The sequence below is a fragment of the Halorubrum sp. 48-1-W genome, from assembly GCF_003287355.1.
GTDB lineage: Archaea > Halobacteriota > Halobacteria > Halobacteriales > Haloferacaceae > Halorubrum.
In genome coordinates this window covers 38,331-60,088 of sequence record NZ_QMIM01000028.1, presented here as the reverse complement: position 1 = coordinate 60,088, position 21,758 = coordinate 38,331, and the positions used below count along the sequence as shown (strand labels likewise).

Here is a 21,758-nt window from a genome sequence, read left to right as displayed (position 1 = left end):
CGGGGAGCGGAGACGCACCAGTAGACGTGCGTGTGAATGGTGGGACGTTGAACGGCGAGAGTTACCAGACTATTGCTGGGGACTGATTGCCGGGAGTCCACATCAAAGCCTTACCCTCAAGGACCGAGGCGCGTAGCGCCGAGGGAGTAGGGTAGGGTAGTTTACAATCCCGAGGTCAATCCCGATACTGTTGCTCGTATCGAGCGTCTCTACCTCGGGTTTCTCAGGCAGATCTGCCGTGTCAGTTTCGAGGCCGAAGGAGACGAACCACTCGCTGGTCGTTTCCTGTTTCACCGTGACTTCTTTGATGAATGCCTCGTCGGGGATCTCGCGATGGTAGCAGATCTCGATATCTCCGATTTTGGAGAGCCAGAGTGTCGCGGTGCAGCCACTCGTGTTTTTGAGCTCGAAGCCGGACTGCGAGTACGTCATGCTCTGGTAGTCTCTGGGTGATTTCCATGTGAGTTTCTCGACCCTGTTCCCATTTTGCTTCTGTTCGGAGAGTCCGGTGAGGTTCTGATAGAACCGCGTGACGGTTCGTTGGAGAGCCTTCGAATTGACGTCCGAGAAGATGGGAAACTCGTCTTTCCAGTCGGGAAGTCGAGAGTGGTGCTTGTACGCAGAGCCGATGTCGTCGGCGTCCACGTTCTCGTACTCGTAGAGGGTGTAGTTGTACGCTTGGCGATGAACATCGATGTGGTGATCAAGCCGCTCCGCTACCTCTTGTGTTGGGTAGGCGTGGTAGCGGTGACTGTACTCCATCGCTGTCTCTTGATTAGAGATATGTCGATTTAATGGTTTGTACTGGTGTACGGCGATTCATCCCCTCCTTACTCGCTCGCGGTACTCGCTCGTGGAGGAAGGGGCATTCTCGCCTCAATTTTGGTAATCACTATCAGACTGGGAGGTCCGCGTCGGGACCGACGACGCGGTCGACCTCCGCCGGCGCGCGCCAGTCGGTCGTGTGCTCGAGCAGTTGGACGACCATCCGGCCCGTCACCCCCCAGACGGTGTAGCCGTCCACGTGGAAGTAGTGGACGCGGTGGTCGCCGTACTCCGGGTGGCCGACCCGTCGTTCGGACTCGTAGTTCGCGGGGTCGGTCAGGTCGTCGACCGCGAGGACGGCGACCTCGGCGACCTCCGACTCGTCGGGGACGTACTCCCGGTCGGGCGCGACGCCGACGAAGGGGCGGACCGCGTAGTGGCTGCTGGTCCGCGTGTCGTCCATGCGGCCGACGACGTCGACCTCGTTCGGGCGCATTCCCACCTCCTCGTTCGCCTCGCGGAGGGCGGTGTCGGTCAGGGTCCGGTCGACCGGCTCGCGGCCGCCCCCGGGGAAGCTCATCTGTCCGGGATGCTCGCCGAGGTGCTCCGCGCGCTTCGTGAAAAGCAGGTGGGCGTCGCCGTCGCGTTCGATCACCGGGGCCAACACGGCCGCCTCCCGGCGGCCGGCGAGCGACCGTGGCGTGTGACGGCGGAGCCCCGACAGGTCCATACGGGACGTAGGCGTCCGGACGTGGTTAACGTTTCTCCGGGTTCCGGCGGATCGAAAGGGGGTGCCTCGTTCGGCTTCGGACGTTTTAAGCCGGCGACCCACCCTGTGAGGAACAATGAGCGACGACGACCAGGAGCTCGGGATCACCGAGTCCAAGTCACACAACACCGGCGAGTGGTACGCCGAAGTCGTGCGGAAGGCGGGGCTCGCGGACTACGGCCCCGAGGGGATGAGCGGGTTCATCGTCACGCGGCCGCGGGCGTACGCGGTCTGGGAGCGGCTCCAGGGGTTCCTCGACGCGAAGTTCAAGGACACCGGCGTCCGGAACGCCTACTTCCCGATGTTCATCCCGGAGTCGTACCTCGAACGCGAGAAGGACATCGTCGAGGGGTTCGACCCCGAGGTGGCGTGGGTGACCGAGGCGGGGACCGAGGAGCTCGAAGAACGGCTCGCGGTCCGGCCCACCTCGGAGTCGATCATCACGCCGTACATCTCCCAGTGGGTGCGGAGCCACCGCGACCTCCCGCTACGCGTGAACCAGTGGTGTTCGGTCGTGCGCTGGGAGGCGACGGAGACGAAGCCGTTCTTCCGGACGAAGGAGTTCCTCTGGCAGGAGGGCCACACCGCCCACGCGACGAGCGAGGGCGCCTGGGAGGAGACGATGACGCGGCTCGACCAGTACGAGTCCGTCTACGAGGACCTGCTCGCGATCCCCGTGTTGAAGGGCCAGAAGCCGGACCACGACAAGTTCCCCGGCGCGGACACGACGACGACCGTCGAGGCGCTCATGCCCGACGGCAAGTCGGTTCAGGGCGCGACCTCCCACCACCTGGGGCGGTCGTTCGCGGAGGCGTTCGGCATCACGTTCTCCGACGAGAACGAGGACGAGCGGACCGCGCACACCACTTCCTGGGGGCTCTCCTGGCGCGCACTCGGCGCGCTGATCATGACCCACTCCGACGAGCAGGGGCTGGTGCTCCCGCCGACGGTCGCGCCGACGCAGGTCGTCGTCGTCCCCATCTGGCAGGAGGACACCAGAGACGAGGTGCTCGAGTACGCTGAGGGCGTCGCGGACGACCTCGAGACAGCGGGGATCCGCGTCGAACTCGACGACCGCGACGAGCGCAACCCCGGGTTCAAGTTCAACGAGCACGAGCTGAACGGCGTCCCGCTGCGGGTCGAGATCGGCCCCTACGAGGTCGAAGACGACGAGCTCACGCTGAACCACCGTCCCGACGGCGAGGAGCACGTCGAGGACCGCGAGGGCGTCGTCGAGACGGTCCGTGAACACCTCGACGAGGTGTACGCGAAGCTGTACGCGGCGGCCGAGGAGACCCTCGACGGCGCGGTCAGGGAGGCGGACGACCGCGCCGGGATCCTCGGGACGCTCGGCCAGCACGGCGGGTACGTGAAGACGCCGTGGTGCGGCGACGAGGCGTGCGAGGAGCCGATCAAGGAGCCGATGGCCGCCGAGATCGTCATGGTCCCCTTCGAGGACGACGACCCGCTCGTCGACGGCGACGCGGACCACGGGGAGACGTGCGCGATCTGCGGCGACCCGGCCGAGCGAACGGCGTACTTCGCGAAGTCGTACTGAACGGGTCACTCACCGACGGCTCGCGCCCCGGACCGCCCCTCGAAGGGTGTCTCGCGCCGAGATCCGGCTTAATTCGGCTTAATTCGGGACGAGGGGTGTGGGAGTATTTACCCGGCGGCCGCCGATCGACGGACATGATTCGACGGATCCCGTTGCTCGTGGCGGCGCTGGTCGTCGTTGGACTGATCGCGATGGTCCCGCTGGGTGCCGCGGTGACCGGCGAGCCCGGGTCGGCACCGGCCATCGGCGACGCCACGGGGGTCGACGAGAACGCACAGGTCGACGAGAACGACACGCAAGCCGGGGAGAACGACACGCAGGTCGCGGAGAACGACACGAGCGACATCAGCCCCGGAGAGCGGCTCTCCGGGGTCATCGGCGTACAGGGGGCCGAAGTCGACGGCGAGGTCGAGTCCCGGTCGTTCGGGATCCGGCTCGCGGAGGCGGAGACCGACGAGGAGCGCGCAGCGGTGATCGCGGACCAACTCGACCGGAACGAGGAGCGGGTCGCGGAGCTCCGCGAGCGACGGCGCGACCTCCGCGAACGCCGCTCCGCCGGAAACGTGAGCGACGGCGTGTACGCAGGACAGGAGGCGGAGATCGGCGCACGGGCGGTAACGGTGAACCGGACGACGGAGCGGAGCGCGGAGGTCGCGTCCGGGCTCCCGGCTGACGTCCTCGCGGAGCAGGGCGTCGACGCGGAGCGGATCCGGACGCTCAGGGAGCGGGCGAGCGAGCTGAGCGGCCCGGAGACGGCGGCGATCGCCCGTGAGATCGGCGGGAACCGGACCGGGGCGCCGATGGGACCCGAGCGTGACCGTCCGGGAGCCGGCCCCGGCGGATCGGACGGTTCGACTCCGGCGATCGGCGGTCCGAACTCGACGGCAAACGTCTCGGAGGCGGGGAACGACACGATCGGGAACGACACGATCGGGAACGACACGGCCGGGGACGCCCCGGAGCGTGACGGTGCGAACGCGAGCGAGTCCGACGCCGGGGGCGACGCCACCGCCGGGGGCGACGCCACCGCCGGAGCGGACGCGGGCGATGACGGATCGACCGGCGATGGGGCGACCGGCGACGGAACGGACGCCGAGGGCGGCGACGGAACGGACGCCGAGGGCGGCGACGGAACGGACGCCGAGGGCGACGACGGTCCCACGAGTGACGACGGTTCCACGAGTGACGGCTCAACGGACGACGAGACCTCCGGAACCGACGGTGGTTCCGGCCAGGACTCGAACGGGGACGCGGACGGAAGCGATCGGGGCGAGCCGTAGCTTGCCGATGACGTGGAGAAACGGTCGTCGAACGGCCACTGGGGTCGGTGACGACTGGGAGACATGCGAAGCGATTTAGCACGCGCGCGTGTTCGCCCGTCCGTGAAGCGAACGACCGCCCTCCTCGTGGTCGCCTGCTGTCTCGTCGCCGGCCTCCTCGTCGGCGCGTCCACCGGCGTCGCGGGGGTCGCGGGCGATCCCTTCGCCCAACAGGAAGAGATCGACCCAGACGACGTCCTGATCACCGCCGACGTCGACGCCGACGGCGACGCGATATGGACGATCGAGTACCGGGTACGGCTCTCGACGGACGACGAGGAGCAGGCCTTCGAGGAGTTCCGGACGGACCTCGAGGCGGACCCCGGGGCGTACACCGACCGCTTCCGGGGACGGATGGAGACGACGGTCGGAGAGGCGTCGAACGCGACGGGACGGGAGATGTCCGTCTCGAACGTCTCCGTGACCGCGGAGCGCCGGGAGATCCCCCAGGAGTACGGGGTCGTCACCTACCGGTTCCGCTGGGGCGGGTTCGCGACCGTCGAGGACGGCCGGATCGCCGTCGGCGACGCGATAGACGGGATGTTCCTCGACGAGCAGAGCTCGCTCATCCTCTCGTGGCCGGACTCCCACGAGTTGGCGTCGGCCTCGCCCGACCCCGCGGAGACGCGCGAGGGGTCGGTCGTCTGGGTCGGCCCCGTCGACTTCGCCGGGGGGGAACCGCGGCTCACGGCTGTCCCGGAGTCCGCCCTGAGTTCGCTCCCGGGCTGGCTCCCGGCACTCGCCGTGGTCGGGCTCCTCGTCGTCCTCGGCGGAGCTGTGGCGTACGTCCGGCGCGATCGGGGGTCGTCGGAATCGGCGGGGTCGGCGCCTCCGACTACCGGCGCTACCGCGGACGAGGGGTCGACGGCGGAAACGGCCGCGGGCGAGGGTTCGACGGCGGAAACGGCCGCGGGCGAGGGTTCGGCGGAGGCGGGCCCCGTCGACGGCGGACCGTCGGACGGCGAGCCCGCCGACGGGGGCTCCGCGGACGACGGTGGGGACGTTTCGCCCGTCGACGCGGAGCTCCTGAGCAACGAGGAGCAGGTGCTCCGGCTCATCGAGCGCGAGGGGGGACGGATGAAACAGAAGCGGGTCGCGGAGGAGCTCGACTGGACGGCCGCCAAGACGAGCCAGGTCGTGACCGGCCTCCGCGACGAGGGCGACCTGGAGGGGTTCCGGCTGGGCCGCGAGAACGTGCTCTCGTTGCCGGACGACGGCGATGGCGAAGCCGGCGTCGGTGACGACGAACCCGGTGACGGCGGCGGTGACACCGACCGCGACGCGTCGACCGACTAGAGGTACTTGCTCGCCGTCGTCACCGCCTTCCGCCCGCTCGCCAACGCGCCCTGGATCGAGGACCACTCGGTGTACTCGCCAGCGAGCACCACCGGCCCCTCCGGGTCGTCCGGGTCGGGGAGGGTCGCGTGAATCCCCGGCGGCTGGGCGAACTGCGCGAAGGGGATCCGGTCGACGGCGACCGTCTCGAGGCTCTCGAACCCGCGTTCGGGGAACCACGACGAGAGCGCCTCGCGAGTGTCCACACGGAGGTCCTCCGCGTCGCGCTCCAACGCCGACTCGCCGAGGAACGTCGCTGCGAGCAGGGGCCGGTTCCGGGGCGCGTACTCGGTGGCGACCTCCGATATCGGCACGACCGCGTTCGGCGACTCGTCGGCCGCGTTGAGCAGGATCCGCCGTCCGGTCGCGAACGACGAGCGCTCGGGGAGCGCGTACCACGCGGTGACGTTGGGAACGCCGGCATCGGGGATCGACTCGACGCCGGTCAGCGTCCGCGCCTCCGGCGGCGTCGTCGCGACGACGACGACGTCGGCGTCGAGGGTCTCGCCGTCGGCGAGTTCGACGCGCGCGCCGTCCGCCGGGCCCCCGGAACCGAGGCGGAACCGGCCGCCCGAGCCGACGTCGACCGCCTCGACGTCCTCGCCCGTGCGGACCTCGACGCCGGCGTCCGCCGCGCGCTCGGCCAACTGCTCGGGGATCGCCGTCATCCCCCCGGCGGGGATCGCGATCGACCCGCGGCTCATCGCGCGGAAGGTGTACTCGAAGACGGCCTTGGAGGTCGAAAGCGACCGGTCGAGCGTGATCCCGCCGTAGAAGGGTTCGACGAAGTTCGCGACGTAGTCGCTCGAGAAGCCCCAGTCCGTGAGATACTCGCGGATCGACGCGTCGGGGCCGGATCCCGCGAAGAACTCGTCCGCAGCGCGTTTCGAGAGGTCGTACCGGAGCGCGAGCGTCCGGAGCTTGTCCGAGAAGGGGACCTCGTGGTTGAGCGCGGACTCGACGACGGCGGTCGGTTCGCGGAGCGGGTCGGCGAGGACGGCCCGCGACCCCGGTCGACAGATCGTCGCGCCAGGCGAGAACGCGCGGAGGTCGAGCGCGTCGACGTCGAGTTCGCGCCTCACGGCGGGGTAGCTCGTGAACAGTATCTGGAAGCCCCGGTCGAGCGTGAAGCCGTCGACCTCGCGGGACCGAACCCGACCGCCGACTGTCGGCCGTCGTTCGAGGAGCGTCACGTCCCTGCCCGCCTCCGCGAGCCGAGCCGCCGAGCCGAGCCCGGCGAGTCCGCCGCCGACGACGATGGCGTCTGCGTCCATGCGTGGGGGTTCGGGCCGGTCGCTTATAAGCGACGGCGGGACGCCACCGTTTCGACCGGAGTGGGAAGCGATTAGTCCCGCCCGCCGGAAGCTTTCGTATGGAGACGACCGAGGCGTTCCGCGGGCTGGAGAGTCGTGCGTCCGGGCGAGTGTACGAGACGGCGGACCCGGCGGAACTCCCCGAGGAGGCGGGGCGCGTCGAACCGACCTACGACTACGACGCGGTCGACCCGGAGGACCTGTTCGAGGGGACGAGCGCGTCGACGGTCAGCGGCGGTCCCGCCGGGACCCCTGCTGCGGGCCACTGGCGGTTCGACGCGCTCCTCCCGTTCCCCGCGTCGGCCGGGCTCTCCGCCAGCGAGGGGTCGACCCCGCTCGTGCCGACCGAGCGGCTGGCCGACGAGCTCGGCGTCAGGGCCGTGTACGTCAAAGACGAGGGGCGGAACCCGACGGGGACCGTCCTCGACCGCGGGCTCTCCGTCGCGATGACTGCGGTCGCGGGCCGGGCAGCGGCGGGGGCCGACGTCGAGCCGCTCGCGTGCGCGAGCCCCGGCAACGCGGGGCAGTCGATGGCGGCGTACGCGGGGCGGGCCGACCTGCGGTCGTACGCGTTCGTCCCCTCGCGGTGTGCGTTCTCGAACAAGGCGATGACCAACGTCCACGGCGGCGACATGCGGGTCGTCGGCGGGCGGTTCCCCGACGCGGTCGCCGCCGTCGACGACCAGCTGGAGACGACGTACACGGACCTGAACGAGTTCACGACGCCCTACCGCCACGAGGGGGTGAAGACGGTCGCGTTCGAGCTGGTCGCCGACCTCGGCGGCGCTCCCGACGTCGTCGTCGTCCCGACCGGCACCGGCGAGGTGCTCGCGGGCGTGTACAAGGGGTTCGCCGAGCTGGCACGGGTCGACGTGATCGACGCGATACCCCGGCTCGTCGCGGCGCAGGCGAGCGGGTGTGCCCCGATCGCGGCTGCGGTCGAACGCGGGCTCGACGAGCCCGAACCGTGGTCGACGCCCGACACCATCTGCGGCGAGCTGGAGGTCCCCGACCCGGCCGGCGGCCGCGCCGCGCTCGAGGCGATCGAGCGGAGCGGCGGGACCGCCGTGACCGCGGACGACGGGGACGTCCTCGCGAGCGCGGTCGCCGTCGCCCAGAACGAGGTGATCGAGATGGGCGTGGCCGGCGGGGCCGCACCCGCGGGCGCGTGGGAGCTCGCCGAGGCGGACTACTTCGACGGCGACGAGACCGTCGTCCTGCTCAACACCGACGCCGGGCTCAAGACGCCCGACGTGTTGCGGAGCCACCTGATGGGTCAAGGGATCTGAGTCGACGGGGTCCGAGTCGGCGAGGGAACTCGAGCCGCTACGGGCTGCGTGCCACGCCCGCAGCGAGCGTCGCGAGGACCGCGAGGACCGCCGTGACGACGCCGAACCCGGGGGCGTTCCCGCCGGTTTCGGACGCCCCGTCCCCGCCCTCCGAGGCGGCGTACTCCTCGACGGCGTCCGCGATCCTCGTCGTCGTTTCGATCACGCTGCGCGGCGCGGGCTGGTTCAGCCAGTGGACATCGATCACGATCGCGTTCCCCTCCTGGCCGGCGGTCGTCTCCGCGTACGGGGTCTCGTTCATGATCGGCGAGTCCGGCTCGTTGACGAGGATCAGCTCCGGGTCCATCTCGAGGACGACCTCGTCCGAGAGCTGCGGGTACCCCTCGTGCTCCTCGCCGGCGACGTTCTCGAGCCCGCCGATCGTCATCACCTCGTCGATGAAGGTGTTCCCGCCGGCGACGAAACCGCTCCCGAGCGGGTAGAGCGCGGCCGGGCGGTCGAGGTCGGCGGTCCGGTCCCGGACCTCCTCGACGGTGTCGTTCATCTCCGTGTTCGTCTCGACAGCGGCGTCGCACTCGCCGACCAGCCGGCCGATCGTTTCGGTCTTGTCGGCGATGTCGGCGACGCCGGTCGCCTCGGGGAAGTGGTAGACGGTGAGGCCGGCGTTCCGGAGGTCCTCGACTTGGTCCGCGGAGGCGTTAGGGGCCAACACCAGGTCGGGCTCGGTGCCGACGACGCGCTCGACGCTGACGCCGAGCCCCTCCGCGGAGACGTTCTCCTTCCCCTCGGCTCCGTCGAGGTACGCCGCGTACTGGGTCACGCCGACGACGCGATCCCGTGCGCCGACCTCCCACAGCGTCTGGGCCGCCGAGGGGTTCGTCGTCGTGATCCGATCGGGCGGCTCCTCGAGCGTGATCGTCTCGCCCGTCGCGTCGGTCACCTCGAGCGGGAACGAACACTCCCCGTCCGTCTGTTGGACGTCCGAGCCACCCGCTACCTCGTGCTGGACGTCCGAGCCACCCGCTACCTCGGTTACCGGCTGTGCCCCCGCCGCCCCGCCCGCGACGCCGCCCACGAGGGCCGTCGTCACGAGCAGGGCGACCACGACCGCGAAGCTGTCTCGCATCGGTGGATCGACGCGCCCGGTCCAATAAGTATTTACCTACTACAAGTTCTGTTGACTAGCGAATGCGTGTTCGGCGTCGAGCGGTGACGTGGTCGGCAGCCCTAGCCGCCGTGCTCGCCGTCGTCGTCGTCGTCAGTGCGGGGATCGGACCGGTGCGGATCCCCCCCGCGGAGGTGCTGAAGGTCGTGTTGAACGCGACGGTCGTTCCCGCGGGCGTCGAGCTCGGGACGCGGGGCGCGGGCCCGCTCGCGCTCCCGGGGATCGACCTCGCGTACCGCTCGCCGTTCGCGTTCCCCGTCGACGACGTCCACCGCCGGATCGTCCTGCTCGTCAGGCTCCCGCGGATCCTGCTCGCGGCGCTCGTCGGGTTCTCGCTCGCGGCCGCGGGCACCGTGATGCAGGGGTTCTTCCGGAACCCGATGGCGGATCCGTCCATCATCGGCGTCTCCTCGGGCGCGGCCGTCGGCGCGGTCGCGTTCATCGTCTTCCCGACCGCGCTGTCGGCGACGCTGACGCTGCCCCTCGTCGGCGCGGTCGACGTCGGCCTCTCGTACGGGGCGGGCGTGAGCCTGTTCGCGTTCGTCGGTGCGCTAGTGGCGGCGTTCGGCGTGTACGCCATCGCGACGCGACACGGCCGGACCCCGGTCGCGACCCTGCTCCTGGCCGGCGTGGCCGTCCAGACGTTCCTCGGCGCGGTCATCTCGTACCTCCAACTCCAGGCGGGCGAGTCTCTCCGCCGGATCGTCGCGTGGCTGATGGGCCACCTCTCCGGGGCCGCCTGGAGCGAGGTCACGGCCACCGCGCTCGTCGTCCCGCCGCTCTTCCTCGTGCTCCTCGTGTACTCCCGGGACCTGAACGTCCTCTTACTCGGCGAGGAGGAAGCCCACGGGCTCGGGATCGAGGTCGAGCGAACCAAGCGGATACTGCTCACAGCGAGCGCGCTGATCACGGCCGCGGGGGTCGCGTTCGCGGGCGTCATCGGCTTCGTCGGCCTGATCGTCCCGCACATGCTCCGGCTCGTCGTCGGTCCCGACCACCGCGTTCTGCTCCCGACCGCCGCGCTCGCCGGCGGGACCTTCCTCGTCGCCGCCGACACCGCGGCGCGCTCGGGGACTGCGGAGCTCCCGGTCGGCGTCGTGACCGCCGCCGTCGGCGCGCCCTTCTTCGTCTACCTCCTGATGAGCCGGGAGGTGAACGAACTGTGAGCGTCGACGGTCCGCTCGTCTCCGTCCGCGACCTCTCCGTCTCCTTCGGCGACGTCGAGGCCCTCTCCGGCGTCGACGTGACGCTCGAACCGGGCTCGTTCGTCGGGCTCGTCGGCCCCAACGGCGCGGGCAAGACGACCGTCCTCCGGGCGATCAAGGGGACCGTCGAGCCCGACGCGGGCACGGTCCGACTGGACGGCGACCCGATCGACGGCCTGTCCGCCCGCGAGGTCGGCCGGCGCGTGGCAAGCATCCCCCAGGACACCGGCCTCGCGTTCGACTTCCGGGTGCGCCACGTCGTCGAGATGGGGCGGACCCCGCACCTCGGTCGGTTCGACGGCCACGGGCCCGCGGACGTCGCGGCCGTCGACGAGGCGATGGCTGCCGCCGGCGTCGAGCGCTTCTCGGACCGATCGATCGGCGAAGTGTCCGGGGGCGAGCGTCAACGCGTCCTGCTCGCGCGAGCGCTGGCACAGGGAACGCCGACGCTGGTCCTCGACGAGCCCACCGCGAGCCTCGACGTGAACCACGCCGTGACGGCGATGGACCTCGTCCGCGACCTCGTCGACGAGGGCCGGGCGGCGATCGCGGCGATCCACGACCTCGACATGGCGGCACGGTACTGCGACCGGGTCGTCGTCCTCGCGGGCGGGTCGGTCCACGCCGGCGGCCCGCCTACGGCGGTGCTCGACGCCGGGTCGGTCCGCGGGGCGTTCGACGCGGAACCGTTCGTCGGCCGGAACCCGGCAACGGGGACGCCCGCCGTGACCGCCTTCCCGCGGTCGGACGCCGAGCCCCGACGGGTCCACGTCGTCGGCACCGGCCCGGACACTGCGCGGGTCGTCGCCCGGCTCGCGGCCGCCGACCACGGGGTCTCCCTCGGCGTGGTCCCCGCCGGCGACGCCGCCGCCGTCGCGGCCGCCGACGCGGACGCCCCCGTCGTGACGGTCCCTCCCTTCGCCGGCGTCGACGCCGAGTCGCTCGCGGCGGCACGCGAGTTGGCCGTGGCGGCGGACGTGACCCTCGTCGTCGGCCGGAGCGACGGGTGTGGGGAGTCCGCTTCCGACGTGAGCGAGGTCGTCTCCGCCGCGGAGCGAGTCGTCGAGGTCCCCGCCGACGTCGACGGGGAGGCGGTGCTCGAGGCGGTCGCGGACGCGGCGGCGGACGGGGCGGACTCGAACGGGTCGACGTAGCCTTGCCCCCGAAACGTCACGCTTTATCGGCCCGCCCCCGTCCCTCCGGCAATGAGCGTCCCCTGCGTCGCCGTCGAGCGCGAGCGCGGCGAGGCCGTCCGCGAACGGCTCGCCGCCGCCGACCTCCTCGACGGCGATCACGAGATCGCCGTCGAGGACGGGTCCATCTACATTCCCGTCACCGACGCCTCCGCGGTCCCGGCGGACCTCGCCGACCGGATCGTCGAGCGCGACGCGGCCGAGCGCGACCGCCCGCGGACCCCCGCCGACCTGCTCGGCTACGAGCCGTCGCTCGAACGCCTCGGCGACATCGTGATCCTCGACGAGGACGACGACGGGCGCGCCCGCGAGATCGCCGACGCCGTGATGGCCTCCGACCTCCCGTGTGCGACCGTCCTCAACCGTGCCTCGCCGATCGAGGGCGAACTGCGCGTTCGCCGGTGGGACGTGCTCGCCGGGAACGGCACTGAGACCGTCCACCGCGAGTACGGCCACGAGTTCGCGCTCGACGTCGCCGAGGTGTACTTCTCGCCCCGGCTCGCGACCGAGCGACACCGGGTCGTGGAGACGGTCGAACCCGGCGATTTCGTCGTCGACATGTTCGCCGGGGTCGGCCCGTACGCGATCCCGATGGCGGCCCGCAATTCGGAGGTGGTCGCCTGCGACCTCAACGAGGCGGCGATCGCGTACCTCGAGGAGAACGCCGAGCGGAACGGGGTCACCGACCGCGTGACCGCGCTCGCCGGCGACGTCCGGGAGACGACGGACGCGTATGCGGACGCTGCCGACCGGCTCGTGATGAACCTCCCGCACTCGGCCGACGCGTTCCTCGACACCGCGGTGTCGCTCGCGGGCGAGGAGTGCGTGATCCACTACTACGACATCCAGGGCGAGGACGACCCGTTCGGTCCAGGGACCCGGGCGATCCGTGCGGCCGTGGGCGACGAGTACGACGTCGCCGTCGAGACCGAGCGCGTCGTCCGGTCGTACGCGCCCCACGAGTACAACGTCTGTCTCGACGTCCGGTTGACCCGGGCGTGAGGCCGGTCGGAGTCGGTGGAACCGGTCGGAGGGTCAGTACGCGATCAGCACGACCGCGACGACCGCCGCGGCGATCCCCGCCAGGTCGCTGGCTTCGGGGACGTTTCCGAAGGCGACGAAGCCGAGGCCGGCGGCGACGACGAAGTACATCGCCGTGATCGTCGTCGCGATCCCCGCCGAGCCGACCTGGAGCGCCATGTAGTAGGCGACCGCGCCGACGCCGGCGGCGACCCCGCCGAGACCCGCGAACCAGAGCGCCATCGGGTCGCTCCCGAGTAGGCTCGTTCCACGATGCCAGGTGTACACCCCCGCGACGGCGATGGCGACCGCGTAGGAGACTATCATCGCCACCTCCGGCGCCATCGACCGGGTCGCCGCGTCGGCGAGGACCGCCCAGAACCCCCACGCGACCGCGCCCACGAGCGCGAGGACGACTACCTGGTTCATGACCGTTCGTTTTCCTCGTCGTCGTCCACGGGAAGCCCCTGCGGTCGTATACGGTGCGCGATGTCGGCTGGCGTGAGACCCATACCCCGTCTGGTACGGCCGTCATCAAAAACGGACCGCGATCCGGCCGCCGTTTCCGGCGGGCGGCGATCCGCGGACCACGCTCCGTGGCCTGGGACCGTTCCGCCGTGGGAGACTCGACCGCGACCTATTTTCATTCCAGTGACAAGTTATATGCCGCTCGGGCGCGTATCGTCGATCGCATGAGCGACACGGAAGACCCCGAAGAGCGGATCGAGGAGACGACCACCTGGCCGGAGCTGGCGATCGGCCTGTACGACCGGCTGACCGGCCGGAACGCGGAGATCATCTACGAGTTCGAAGACATGTACGTCGACGTCCCGAGCGGCACCGGTGAGGACGTCGAGCACGCTCGCTGGCGACTCGACGGTACCGTTCGCGTCACGACCCGTGAACGGGACTGACCCGCCCGCTCCGCTTTCGATCACGACGGACGACCTGACTCTCACGGTCGACGGCGTTCGGATGGACGTCCGGTCGACCGGCGACCACGTGTTCGTGGAGGTACCCAGCGTCCGGGGGGCCGTCCGGGTCGTTCGGAACCTCCCGGTCGAAGCGGACGCGACCGGCCCGACGCGGTTCCTGGTCGGGGCGGACCTTACGACAGAGTTCCGCGTCCGCGGACGAACCGTCGCGGTGCTCGGTGCTGCCGCACGCCCTGGTCCGATCGCACGCGCGCTGGGTGTCTCTCCCGCCGAAATCCGCCTCGCCGGATTGGTCGGTGCCGGCTGGAGCGGTCTGTCGGCGGCGGCGGATGCCGTACGCCGCTTCGTCGATTGACCCCGACGACGGCACGTGACGAATGGCGTTGGGCGGTCCTCAGGGTCGGAACGGAGACGACGGAAACGCCGTCAACCCCGAGCGACGATCGGGGCCGACGACCACAGCCCGTCACATGACGAGAGTCCGCGGCCGTGACGTCGGGGCCAGAGGCGACCTCGCGCTTGGCGTCTCGAAGACGTGGATCACACGTCGGCCGCGGTCGTTGCTGACAGCCGATGACCGCTCGACGGCGGATCGTAGGGACGTCGTGACGTGCCGTGTCACGCTGTCGCCGCCGCGGTCGTCGCCGCCCGATACGGGCTCCGATCGGGCAGACACCGTCGCGGGAACCGGTCCCCGCTGTTGGGAGGTACACAGTGTCTTTCGGCACTCGATGGATGCCCAATCGGATATATATGTTTTTTCCTTATATAGATACCAAGACTCGAGATACTGTGAAACGATCGGGTAGCTATCGTTCGTATCGTTTCGTGTATCGGAATCTCTTCGATAACGGTCGATCGCGGTCAACCTGTCGCGTTCGATCGGAGCCGATTCGGGCGATCGGCGGTCCCGTCGGCGACTCCGTTTCGGAACCCTTATTTTCGTCATCGGGGTATGAACGGATGCGTGCCGGAGTAGCTCAGCTGGCAGAGCGATTCCTTCGTAAGGAATAGGTCGAGGGTTCAAATCCCTCCTCCGGCTCTTCTGACGGAACGACGTGGAGTCGAAGAGCCGCGGGAGGGGTTTGAATCAGAGCGTGAAGCGGAGCGAAACGACCGTGGTTCACAATCGCCTCCTCCGGCTTCAAAAAGCGATTCTGAGACTTTTTATGAGCACGTTCCTGGCCGGTGAAGTTTGGGGTCCCCTGTAGAATACAGAGGCTGTAGTCATCGCTGAATTTCGACGTCGGTGAACTCGAAACGCGCACCACCGGATTCGCTGTTAGTCAGCGTGACCCCCCACCCATGTGCTTCAGCGATCCGCTGTACGATCGCCAACCCAAATCCGGTTCCACCACCCGTGGACGAGTATCCCGGCTCAAAGACCGCATCCCGTTCGTCTTCAGGAATGCCCGGCCCGTCGTCTTCAAAATAGAGCGTCTGTTCGTCCGCCTGGCCGATCCGAACCGTCACATCGTCGCCGCCGTGTTCGACGGCATTGCGAAGCAGATTCTCACAGACGTGTTGGATTCGATCTGGGTCCGCGCGGATCCTCAGGTCGTCTTCGATCTCCAACGTAGTGGCGGAGGTATCAACCGTCTCCCAACACTTGCCGATCGCACTCACGAGGTTGACCGGTTCCATCTCACCGACTCGTTGGCCGTTACGGGCGAGCGCTAGGGTATCCTCAACGATCTCTTCCATCCGGCTCAATGCAGTCCGAAGGGACTCGATATGTTCGCTCTCGTACTCCCGATCAAGAAGCGCTGTGCGGCCTTGTGCGACGTTCAGTGGGTTCCGTAAATCATGAGAGATGACGCTCGCAAACTCATCGAGTTGTTCGTTCTGGCGTTGGAGTTCACGTTGCCGCCGTAGCCGCTCCGAAATGTTTCGGAAGACGCCCTGGAAGAGCGGCTGGTCGTGGTTCACGTCTTCCATGGCCCAGGCATTGATTTCGACGGGAATCCGGTCGCCATCAGCCGTGACCGCGAACACAGGTGATCCGTCGTCGAACTGTGAAATGACCGCTGGGTTCCGCTCAAAGTGCGTTTTGAAGAGGTCTTCATACCGATCTCGCTCGTCGGCAGGGTGGAGGGCAAGCACGTCCATTGAGTACAACTCCTCCTGGGTGTAGCCGAAGAACGTTTCAGCCGCTTGACTCACCTCGACGATCTCCCCCGTCTCGGGGTTGGCAATTACGATCGAATCCGGCGAACTCTCGATGAGTCCCCGGAGATTCGTGTCTTCCTCGGTCTCCGGCGACATGTATACGTGCTGTAGAGTACAGTGACTATAAAATGTCGAATCGAATTCGCTGGTTAGCTCAGTGTCGCTAAGTACGCGCGTTAGGCCTCGTTTAGACGCCCCAGAAAGCGTCAGTTCAGGGCTGGTAGTGGGAACGGGATCAGCCGTGAAGTCACTCCACTCTCGTTGGGTCGATAACGGCAATAGAAGCCAACCTACACCGCGTCTAAACACGGTCCATCCTCTGTATTCAGCACGACCGGAAAAACACGGGTGAAGTCGGCACCCACACGTGCTCGCGTGTGGGGCGGAGGCGACGCGCCGGAGCAGGACGCTCGCTTCGCCGCCGGGCTCGTGGGACGCTGCCCGACAGCGCGGAAGCGTTAGGTGGCCAGCGGCCGATCGCGGGGACATGGACCCCTCACGAGCCGACGTCGAGACGGCACTGGAGGCGTACCGATCCGAAGAGCCCCTGTACACGGTCGAGTCCGAGGCGGTCGAGACCCTGCCGGACGCGTTCCGAAGTGGCGAGTACGGTCGCCGGGACGCCCAGTGGGTGGTTCGGTGGTACGGCCGTCGCTACCTCGGCGACGAGCCCGCGGGCGAGGACCGGAGCCGACGCGAGGAGGCGTTCGAGGGGGCCGACTTCGAGGCCGTCCGGGACGCCATCGCGACCGCGGTCGAGGCGGAACGCGAGGGGTCGGGTTCGGCGGGATCGACGGGCTACGCGACGGCGATCGACGACCTGACCGCGCTTCCCGGCATCGACCTCCCGGTCGCCTCGGCGTTCCTCGCGTTCGTCCACCCGGACCAGTTCGTCGTCGTCGGCCCCCGGGAGTGGCGGACCGTTCGCGACCTGACGGACCTCGGGCCGTACCCGGACCCGCCCTCGGTCGACGAGTACGACGACTACCTCACAGCGTGTGACGAACTCACGGACCGGTACGGCCTCGACCCGTGGGAGCTGTACATGGTCGTCTGGCGACGACGGACGGAACACGCCGAGCCGTGACTCGACTCGCGACCGATAGTGGCGGCGGGTGCCCCTACTTCACGCCCTGAGCCAGGCCTTCGGATGCTCCTCCCTGAGGTGTCGCTGATAGGAGGTTATCAGCCGTGGGTAGGAGTCAGCGACGCCGTGCCATCCACAGAGGTCACACCCTCGCTCGACCGCGTCGGTACCGCTCCGGACGTGGCCACCGCGGCGGTAGGTCACGATACGGACCCCGTGTTCCGAATGGGAGACATTCGATCGCATGGAGGCGGCCGAACGGTTTGAATCCCTCGATAGGAGCGGTCACGGATCTCGATGGGACGGTCGGGGGTCGTCCCGTGTCGAGAAAATGTTGCTATCGATCGTGATGAATTTATTAAAGGTAATTGATGTGTAAATAGATTTAGGTGATATGGGGTGCTTTGTTTACACGGATCGTTTATGAAAGCAGTAGTGTATCAGGGACCGTACGAGGTCGCTGTCGAAGACGTGGAGGAACCGGCGATCGAACACCCGAACGACGTGGTCGTGGACATCACGACGTCGTGTATCTGTGGGTCGGACCTCCACATGTACGAGGGCCGAACCGCGGCCGAGGAGGGCATCGTCTTCGGCCACGAGAACATGGGGATCGTAAGCGAGGTCGGCGAGGCCGTCTCCACGCTGGAGGAGGGAGACCGCGTCGTCATGCCGTTCAACGTCTCCTGTGGTTTCTGTCAGAACTGTGAGGAGGGATACACCGGCTTCTGTACCAACGTCAACCCCGGGTTCGCTGGCGGCGCCTACGGCTACGTCGCCATGGGCCCCTATCCGGGCGGACAAGCCGAGAAGCTCCGCGTCCCCTACGCGGACCACAACGCGCTGAAACTCCCTGAGGGGCGCGAACACGAGGACGCGTTCTCGCTTCTCGCGGACATCTTCCCGACCGGCTGGCACGGCACCGAACTGGCCGACCTCCAACCCGGCGAGTCGGTCGCGGTCTTCGGGGCCGGTCCGGTCGGACTGATGGCCGCCTACAGCGCCAAGATCAAGGGCGCGGCCGAGATCTACGTCGTCGATCAGGTACCGAGCCGGCTCGACCTCGCCGAGGAACACTGTGACGCCCACGCGATCGACTTCTCGGAGGGCGACCCGGTCGACCAGATCATCGAGGTACACGGCGGGATGGTCGACAAGGGAGTCGACGCGGTCGGGTACCAGGCGACGGACCCCGACGACGTCGACACCGACTCGGAGGACTACTCCTACCAGCCGGCCAAGGAGAACCCGGCGGTCGTGCTCAACAGCCTGATCCGGGTCGTTCGGCCGACGGGACAGCTCGGCGTCCCCGGACTCTACGTCCCGGAGGACCCCGGCGCCCCGGACGACATGGCCGCGCAGGGACGGCTCGGCATCGACTTCGGGAAGTTCTTCGAGAAGGGCCTCAAGTGCGGGACCGGCCAGTGCAACGTGAAGGCGTACAACCGGTACCTGCGCGACATGATCATCGAGGGCCGCGCGGACCCGAGCTGGGTCGTTTCCCACCGGGTCGACCTCGAGGAGGCGCCCGAGATGTACGAGGCGTTCGACGCCCGCGAGGAGGGCGTCACGAAGGTCCTGCTCGAGCCCTGAACCGGGTGATCCGTCCGCACGACCGTGGTTCCGTCCTCGCGTTTTTTCGACCTCGACAACGCTTATCATTGGGCGACACGTCCGCCGATACATGTGTAAATACTGTAACTGGGCGTTCCACGACGGGTGGGGCGAACTGCTCCAGTACGACGAGGTGTACCAGTCCGCCGTGGGTGTGGAGACGGAGTCCACCCACGGCTTCCACGAGGAGTGGGACGACCTCAGAGCGGAACTCGGGATCTGAACTGGACCGTGATCGGGACGACGACCACGACCGCGACTAGGACGACGACCGCGACCGCGACGCGGCCGGTACGTCCGGGTACGGAGCCCTCGGGAGGCCTCATAGCAGCCCCTATACCCGGAACGCGACACCGACGTCCATGACCCGGTCCGACGACCCGCCCCGAGCAACCGAGACGACTCCCTCGACGACCGACGAGCGCGAAACGAACGCCGCGGATGAAACGCCCGTCTCCCGTCGTCGGACCCTGCTGGCGGGGACTGCCGGCCTAGCGACCGCCGGAGCGGTCGGGCTGGCGTACACGGACGGCGGAACGCACGACACGCACGGTGGCACGCGCGACACGACGGATACGGACCGCGAGGGGGCATCCGGAACGGGGACCGACCCGCCGGAGCCGCGCGAACCCGGGAGCGGGTCCACGCCGACGCTCATCGCTCACCGCGGGTTCGCTGGCGAGAACCCGGAGAACACGGTTACAGCGGTGGAGGCTGCCGCGGGCCCCGACGTCGCCGACGCTCGACGGGCCGACCTCGTCGAGGTCGACGCCGTCGCGACCGCCGACGGCGACGTGGTACTCTTCCACGACGACCGGCTCTCGGAGCGTGCCGGCGGTCTGCTCGGCCTCACCGACGCCGAGGGTCTCGTGTACGAGACGGACACGGAGACGGTCACGAACGCGGAGGTCCTCGACAGCGGCGAGACGGTTCCCCTCCTTCGGGACGTACTCGAGGCGCTCCCCACGGACGTGGGCGTGAACGTCGAGTTGAAGAACCCCGGTCGCGGGGATCTCCGCCTCGGCGAGAAGCTTCCGGCCGACGAATTGGTCGAGCGCACGGCGGTCTGGCGGCCGTTCGTCGAGCGTGTGTGTTCGGTCCTCGACGACTACGACAACGAGGTGCTCCTGTCGTCGTTCTACGAGGCCGCGCTGGCGGCGAGCCGTGAGGTCTCGTCGTATCCGCTCGCGCCGATCCTGTCCGAGTCGGTCGAGGACGGCCTCGAGATCGCGGACGCGTACGACGCGGAGGCGATCCATCCACCGATCGGCATGATCCGGGGAACGCCCTTCTCCGAGGGGACGGAGGACGCGGGTGTCGGTCTCGTGGAGACCGCCCACGCCGCGGACTGCGAGGTGAACGTCTGGACGGTCGAGACGTGGTATCAGGCACTGTGGCTCGAGGCGGTCGGCGTCGACGGGATCATCGCCGACTACGCGGGCCTGCTCGGCGGTCACTGAAGACCGATCGGACGGTCCTGACTGCTCGGCCACGGATGACCGGGCTGCCGATCCCGGTCGGTGGATACACCACGTCGGATGACCCGGATCGGCCCGAACCACGGAGCGATATATAGCGGTCCGTACGGCTCAAACCGGTCCGTAGCGCTCTTAGCAGAGGCTTTTAGCCTGCTTTCGTCACCTCCGGTCGCATGACGTCGAACAACGACTCGACGCGCGAGATCTCACGCCGAAGCACGCTCGCCACCGCGGGGGCGGCGCTGGGCGCGACGACCGGGCTGGCGGGATGTATGGGAACCCTCGGCGGGAGCGAGGCGGAGTTCTCGCCCGTCGCCGACGAACTGACGGCGTGGCACGCGATGGGCGGGACGAACGGCGAGACGCTCGACGCGATCGCGTCCGACTTCGAGGCCGAACACGGGATAGAGGCGAACATGGAGTTTCAAGACTCCTACGAGAACGTCCTGACGAACACCCTCTCGGCGTTCGACTCCGGGAACGTCGCGGACATGTTCCAGGTCGACAGCCTGTTCGCCCAGCAGGTGTTCGACACCGATCAGGTGCGGTCGGTCGCGGAGATCCTCCCCGACGACTTCGACACTGACGTCTTCCTCGACAACGTCACCGAGTTCTTCACGGTCGACGGCGAGCTCGCCTCGCTCCCGTTCAACAACTCGAACGCGATCATGTACATCAACCGCGACGCGTTCGAGGAGGCGGGCCTCGACCCCGACGACCCGCCGAGCACGCTCGCGGAGGTCCGGTCCGCCTCCGAGACGCTCGTCGACGAGGGCGTCACCCAGTACGGCATCACCTGGCCGAACCACGTCTGGTTCGTGGAGACGTGGTACGGCTTCGAGGGCGAACTCATGACCGACGCCGAGAACGGCCACGCCGGCGACCCCTCGGAGTTCTACACGCCCGACGCCGTCTACGACCTCTACGACTGGTGGAAGGGGATGGCCGACGACGGCCTCTACACCAATCCGGGGATCGAGGCGTGGGGCGAGGCGACCTCGCTCTTCATCAGCGAGGAGTCGGCCATGGTCCTCACGAGCACCGCGTCGGTCGCGGGACTGATCGCCGACTCCGAGGACTTCACCGTCGACGCGGCCCCCTATCCGTCCATCAGCGACACCCGGGTCGGTCCGGTCATCGGTGGGGCGTCCTTCTACGTGCCCGACGGGCTCCCCGAGGACCGGTACGAGGAGATCGGCCGGTTGCTCCAGTACATGGCCCAACCGGAGGTCCAGACGGAGTGGCACAAGGGGTCGGGGTACTACCCGATCACGCAACCGTCGGTCGACGCGCTCCGCGAGGAGGGGTGGTTCGAGGAGAACCCGATGTACAACGTCGCGCTCGAACAGCTCCAGAACGGCGACGCCTCCGACCCCGCCACGAAGCGGGCGCTTCTCGGCCCGGCCCGGAACGTCCAGACGGTGATACAGGACAAGTCCGTCGACGCGATCAACGCCGACGATCCGGCTTCGGAGCTGGAAGCGATGAAATCGGAGGTCGAGTCCGTCCTGGCCGAGTACTACGAGTGAACGAGGTCGACGGCT

At 68.5% G+C, this 21,758-nt stretch carries 19 protein-coding genes, 1 tRNA gene and 1 pseudogene; 15 read left to right on the top strand and 6 right to left on the bottom strand.

The genetic code is table 11. From position 1 onward, the window contains the following. Positions 1-156: 156 nt before the first annotated feature. Positions 157-762 (bottom strand): annotated as a pseudogene (locus DQW50_RS13235) (RNA-guided endonuclease InsQ/TnpB family protein); the annotation flags it as partial. A 133-nt stretch (positions 763-895) separates the two neighbouring features. Further along, entirely contained in the window at positions 896-1,495 is a 600-nt protein-coding gene (locus DQW50_RS13230) for a CoA pyrophosphatase (protein ID WP_112079747.1), read from the bottom strand. A gap of 115 nt (positions 1,496-1,610) precedes the next feature. Here DQW50_RS13230 and proS point away from each other — a divergent pair, with 115 nt between their 5' ends. The 3 genes from proS (at position 1,611) to DQW50_RS13215 (ending at position 5,707) form a co-directional block, all read left to right on the top strand. Next, entirely contained in the window at positions 1,611-3,092 is a 1,482-nt protein-coding gene (proS, locus tag DQW50_RS13225) for a proline--tRNA ligase (protein ID WP_112079746.1), read from the top strand. 134 nt (positions 3,093-3,226) lie between these two features. Beyond that, positions 3,227-4,372 carry a hypothetical protein gene (locus DQW50_RS13220; protein ID WP_112079745.1) on the top strand — a complete coding sequence of 382 codons (1,146 nt, stop codon included), beginning with the start codon at positions 3,227-3,229 and terminating at the stop codon, positions 4,370-4,372. Between the two features lie 102 nt (positions 4,373-4,474). Further along, positions 4,475-5,707, top strand: coding sequence for a hypothetical protein (locus DQW50_RS13215; protein ID WP_112079744.1), 1,233 nt, complete (start codon positions 4,475-4,477; stop codon positions 5,705-5,707). Here DQW50_RS13215 and DQW50_RS13210 read toward each other — a convergent pair. Then, positions 5,704-7,020 (bottom strand): NAD(P)/FAD-dependent oxidoreductase, encoded by a 1,317-nt coding sequence (locus tag DQW50_RS13210; RefSeq protein WP_112079743.1) that lies wholly within the window; start codon positions 7,018-7,020, stop codon positions 5,704-5,706. The two genes, DQW50_RS13215 and DQW50_RS13210, sit on opposite strands and share 4 nt — an antisense overlap. 98 nt (positions 7,021-7,118) lie before the next feature. Between DQW50_RS13210 and DQW50_RS13205 the strand changes: the two genes are divergently transcribed. After that, entirely contained in the window at positions 7,119-8,348 is a 1,230-nt protein-coding gene (locus DQW50_RS13205) for a pyridoxal-phosphate dependent enzyme (RefSeq protein ID WP_112079742.1), read from the top strand. A 37-nt stretch (positions 8,349-8,385) separates the two neighbouring features. On the opposite strand, the gene DQW50_RS13200 is transcribed toward DQW50_RS13205, so the two are convergent. Next, positions 8,386-9,474 (bottom strand): PGF-CTERM-anchored ABC transporter substrate-binding protein, encoded by a 1,089-nt coding sequence (locus DQW50_RS13200; RefSeq protein WP_112079741.1) that lies wholly within the window; start codon positions 9,472-9,474, stop codon positions 8,386-8,388. A 62-nt stretch (positions 9,475-9,536) separates the two neighbouring features. Between DQW50_RS13200 and btuC the strand changes: the two genes are divergently transcribed. From btuC to DQW50_RS13185, 3 genes are read left to right on the top strand one after another with little or no spacing between them, the layout of a single operon-like run. Continuing rightward, positions 9,537-10,679 (top strand): vitamin B12 ABC transporter permease BtuC, encoded by a 1,143-nt coding sequence (btuC, locus tag DQW50_RS13195; protein WP_112079740.1) that lies wholly within the window; start codon positions 9,537-9,539, stop codon positions 10,677-10,679. Further along, entirely contained in the window at positions 10,676-11,872 is a 1,197-nt protein-coding gene (locus tag DQW50_RS13190; protein WP_112079739.1) for an ATP-binding cassette domain-containing protein, read from the top strand. Before btuC ends, DQW50_RS13190 begins: the two co-directional genes overlap by 4 nt. 51 nt (positions 11,873-11,923) lie before the next feature. Beyond that, entirely contained in the window at positions 11,924-12,913 is a 990-nt protein-coding gene (locus tag DQW50_RS13185; protein WP_112079738.1) for a class I SAM-dependent methyltransferase family protein, read from the top strand. Between the two features lie 33 nt (positions 12,914-12,946). Here the strand turns inward: DQW50_RS13185 and DQW50_RS13180 are convergent, their stop codons facing one another. After that, on the bottom strand, positions 12,947-13,360 hold the full coding sequence (locus tag DQW50_RS13180; RefSeq protein WP_112079737.1) for an EamA family transporter: 414 nt from the start codon (positions 13,358-13,360) through the stop codon (positions 12,947-12,949). Positions 13,361-13,623: 263 nt separating this feature from the next. On the opposite strand from DQW50_RS13180, the gene DQW50_RS13175 reads away from it, so the two are divergent. The 3 genes from DQW50_RS13175 (at position 13,624) to DQW50_RS13165 (ending at position 14,908) form a co-directional block, all read left to right on the top strand. Then, on the top strand, positions 13,624-13,845 hold the full coding sequence (locus DQW50_RS13175) for a hypothetical protein (RefSeq protein ID WP_112079736.1): 222 nt from the start codon (positions 13,624-13,626) through the stop codon (positions 13,843-13,845). Further along, complete coding sequence (locus tag DQW50_RS13170) at positions 13,832-14,221, top strand: peptide ABC transporter ATP-binding protein (RefSeq protein WP_112079735.1); 390 nt, start codon at positions 13,832-13,834, stop codon at positions 14,219-14,221. The genes DQW50_RS13175 and DQW50_RS13170 overlap by 14 nt, the downstream gene beginning before the upstream one ends. A gap of 614 nt (positions 14,222-14,835) precedes the next feature. Further along, a tRNA-Thr gene (locus DQW50_RS13165) sits at positions 14,836-14,908 on the top strand. A gap of 185 nt (positions 14,909-15,093) precedes the next feature. On the opposite strand, the gene DQW50_RS13160 is transcribed toward DQW50_RS13165, so the two are convergent. Further along, positions 15,094-16,131, bottom strand: coding sequence for a PAS domain-containing sensor histidine kinase (locus tag DQW50_RS13160; RefSeq protein ID WP_157964870.1), 1,038 nt, complete (start codon positions 16,129-16,131; stop codon positions 15,094-15,096). 391 nt (positions 16,132-16,522) lie between these two features. Between DQW50_RS13160 and DQW50_RS13155 the strand changes: the two genes are divergently transcribed. The 5 genes from DQW50_RS13155 to DQW50_RS13135 all read left to right on the top strand — a co-directional run bounded on the left by DQW50_RS13155 (position 16,523) and on the right by DQW50_RS13135 (position 21,743). Further along, positions 16,523-17,122, top strand: a complete 600-nt coding sequence (locus DQW50_RS13155; protein WP_112079733.1) for a hypothetical protein — start codon at positions 16,523-16,525, stop codon at positions 17,120-17,122. 423 nt (positions 17,123-17,545) lie between these two features. Next, positions 17,546-18,715: a glutathione-independent formaldehyde dehydrogenase gene (locus DQW50_RS13145; protein WP_112079731.1), complete on the top strand. Its 1,170-nt coding sequence runs from the start codon at positions 17,546-17,548 to the stop codon at positions 18,713-18,715. A gap of 91 nt (positions 18,716-18,806) precedes the next feature. Further along, positions 18,807-18,959, top strand: coding sequence for a hypothetical protein (locus tag DQW50_RS18220; protein ID WP_198664682.1), 153 nt, complete (start codon positions 18,807-18,809; stop codon positions 18,957-18,959). A 139-nt stretch (positions 18,960-19,098) separates the two neighbouring features. Beyond that, positions 19,099-20,196 carry a glycerophosphodiester phosphodiesterase gene (locus tag DQW50_RS13140; protein WP_112079730.1) on the top strand — a complete coding sequence of 366 codons (1,098 nt, stop codon included), beginning with the start codon at positions 19,099-19,101 and terminating at the stop codon, positions 20,194-20,196. Between the two features lie 359 nt (positions 20,197-20,555). Further along, positions 20,556-21,743 (top strand): ABC transporter substrate-binding protein, encoded by a 1,188-nt coding sequence (locus DQW50_RS13135; RefSeq protein WP_112079749.1) that lies wholly within the window; start codon positions 20,556-20,558, stop codon positions 21,741-21,743. Positions 21,744-21,758: the final 15 nt, after the last annotated feature.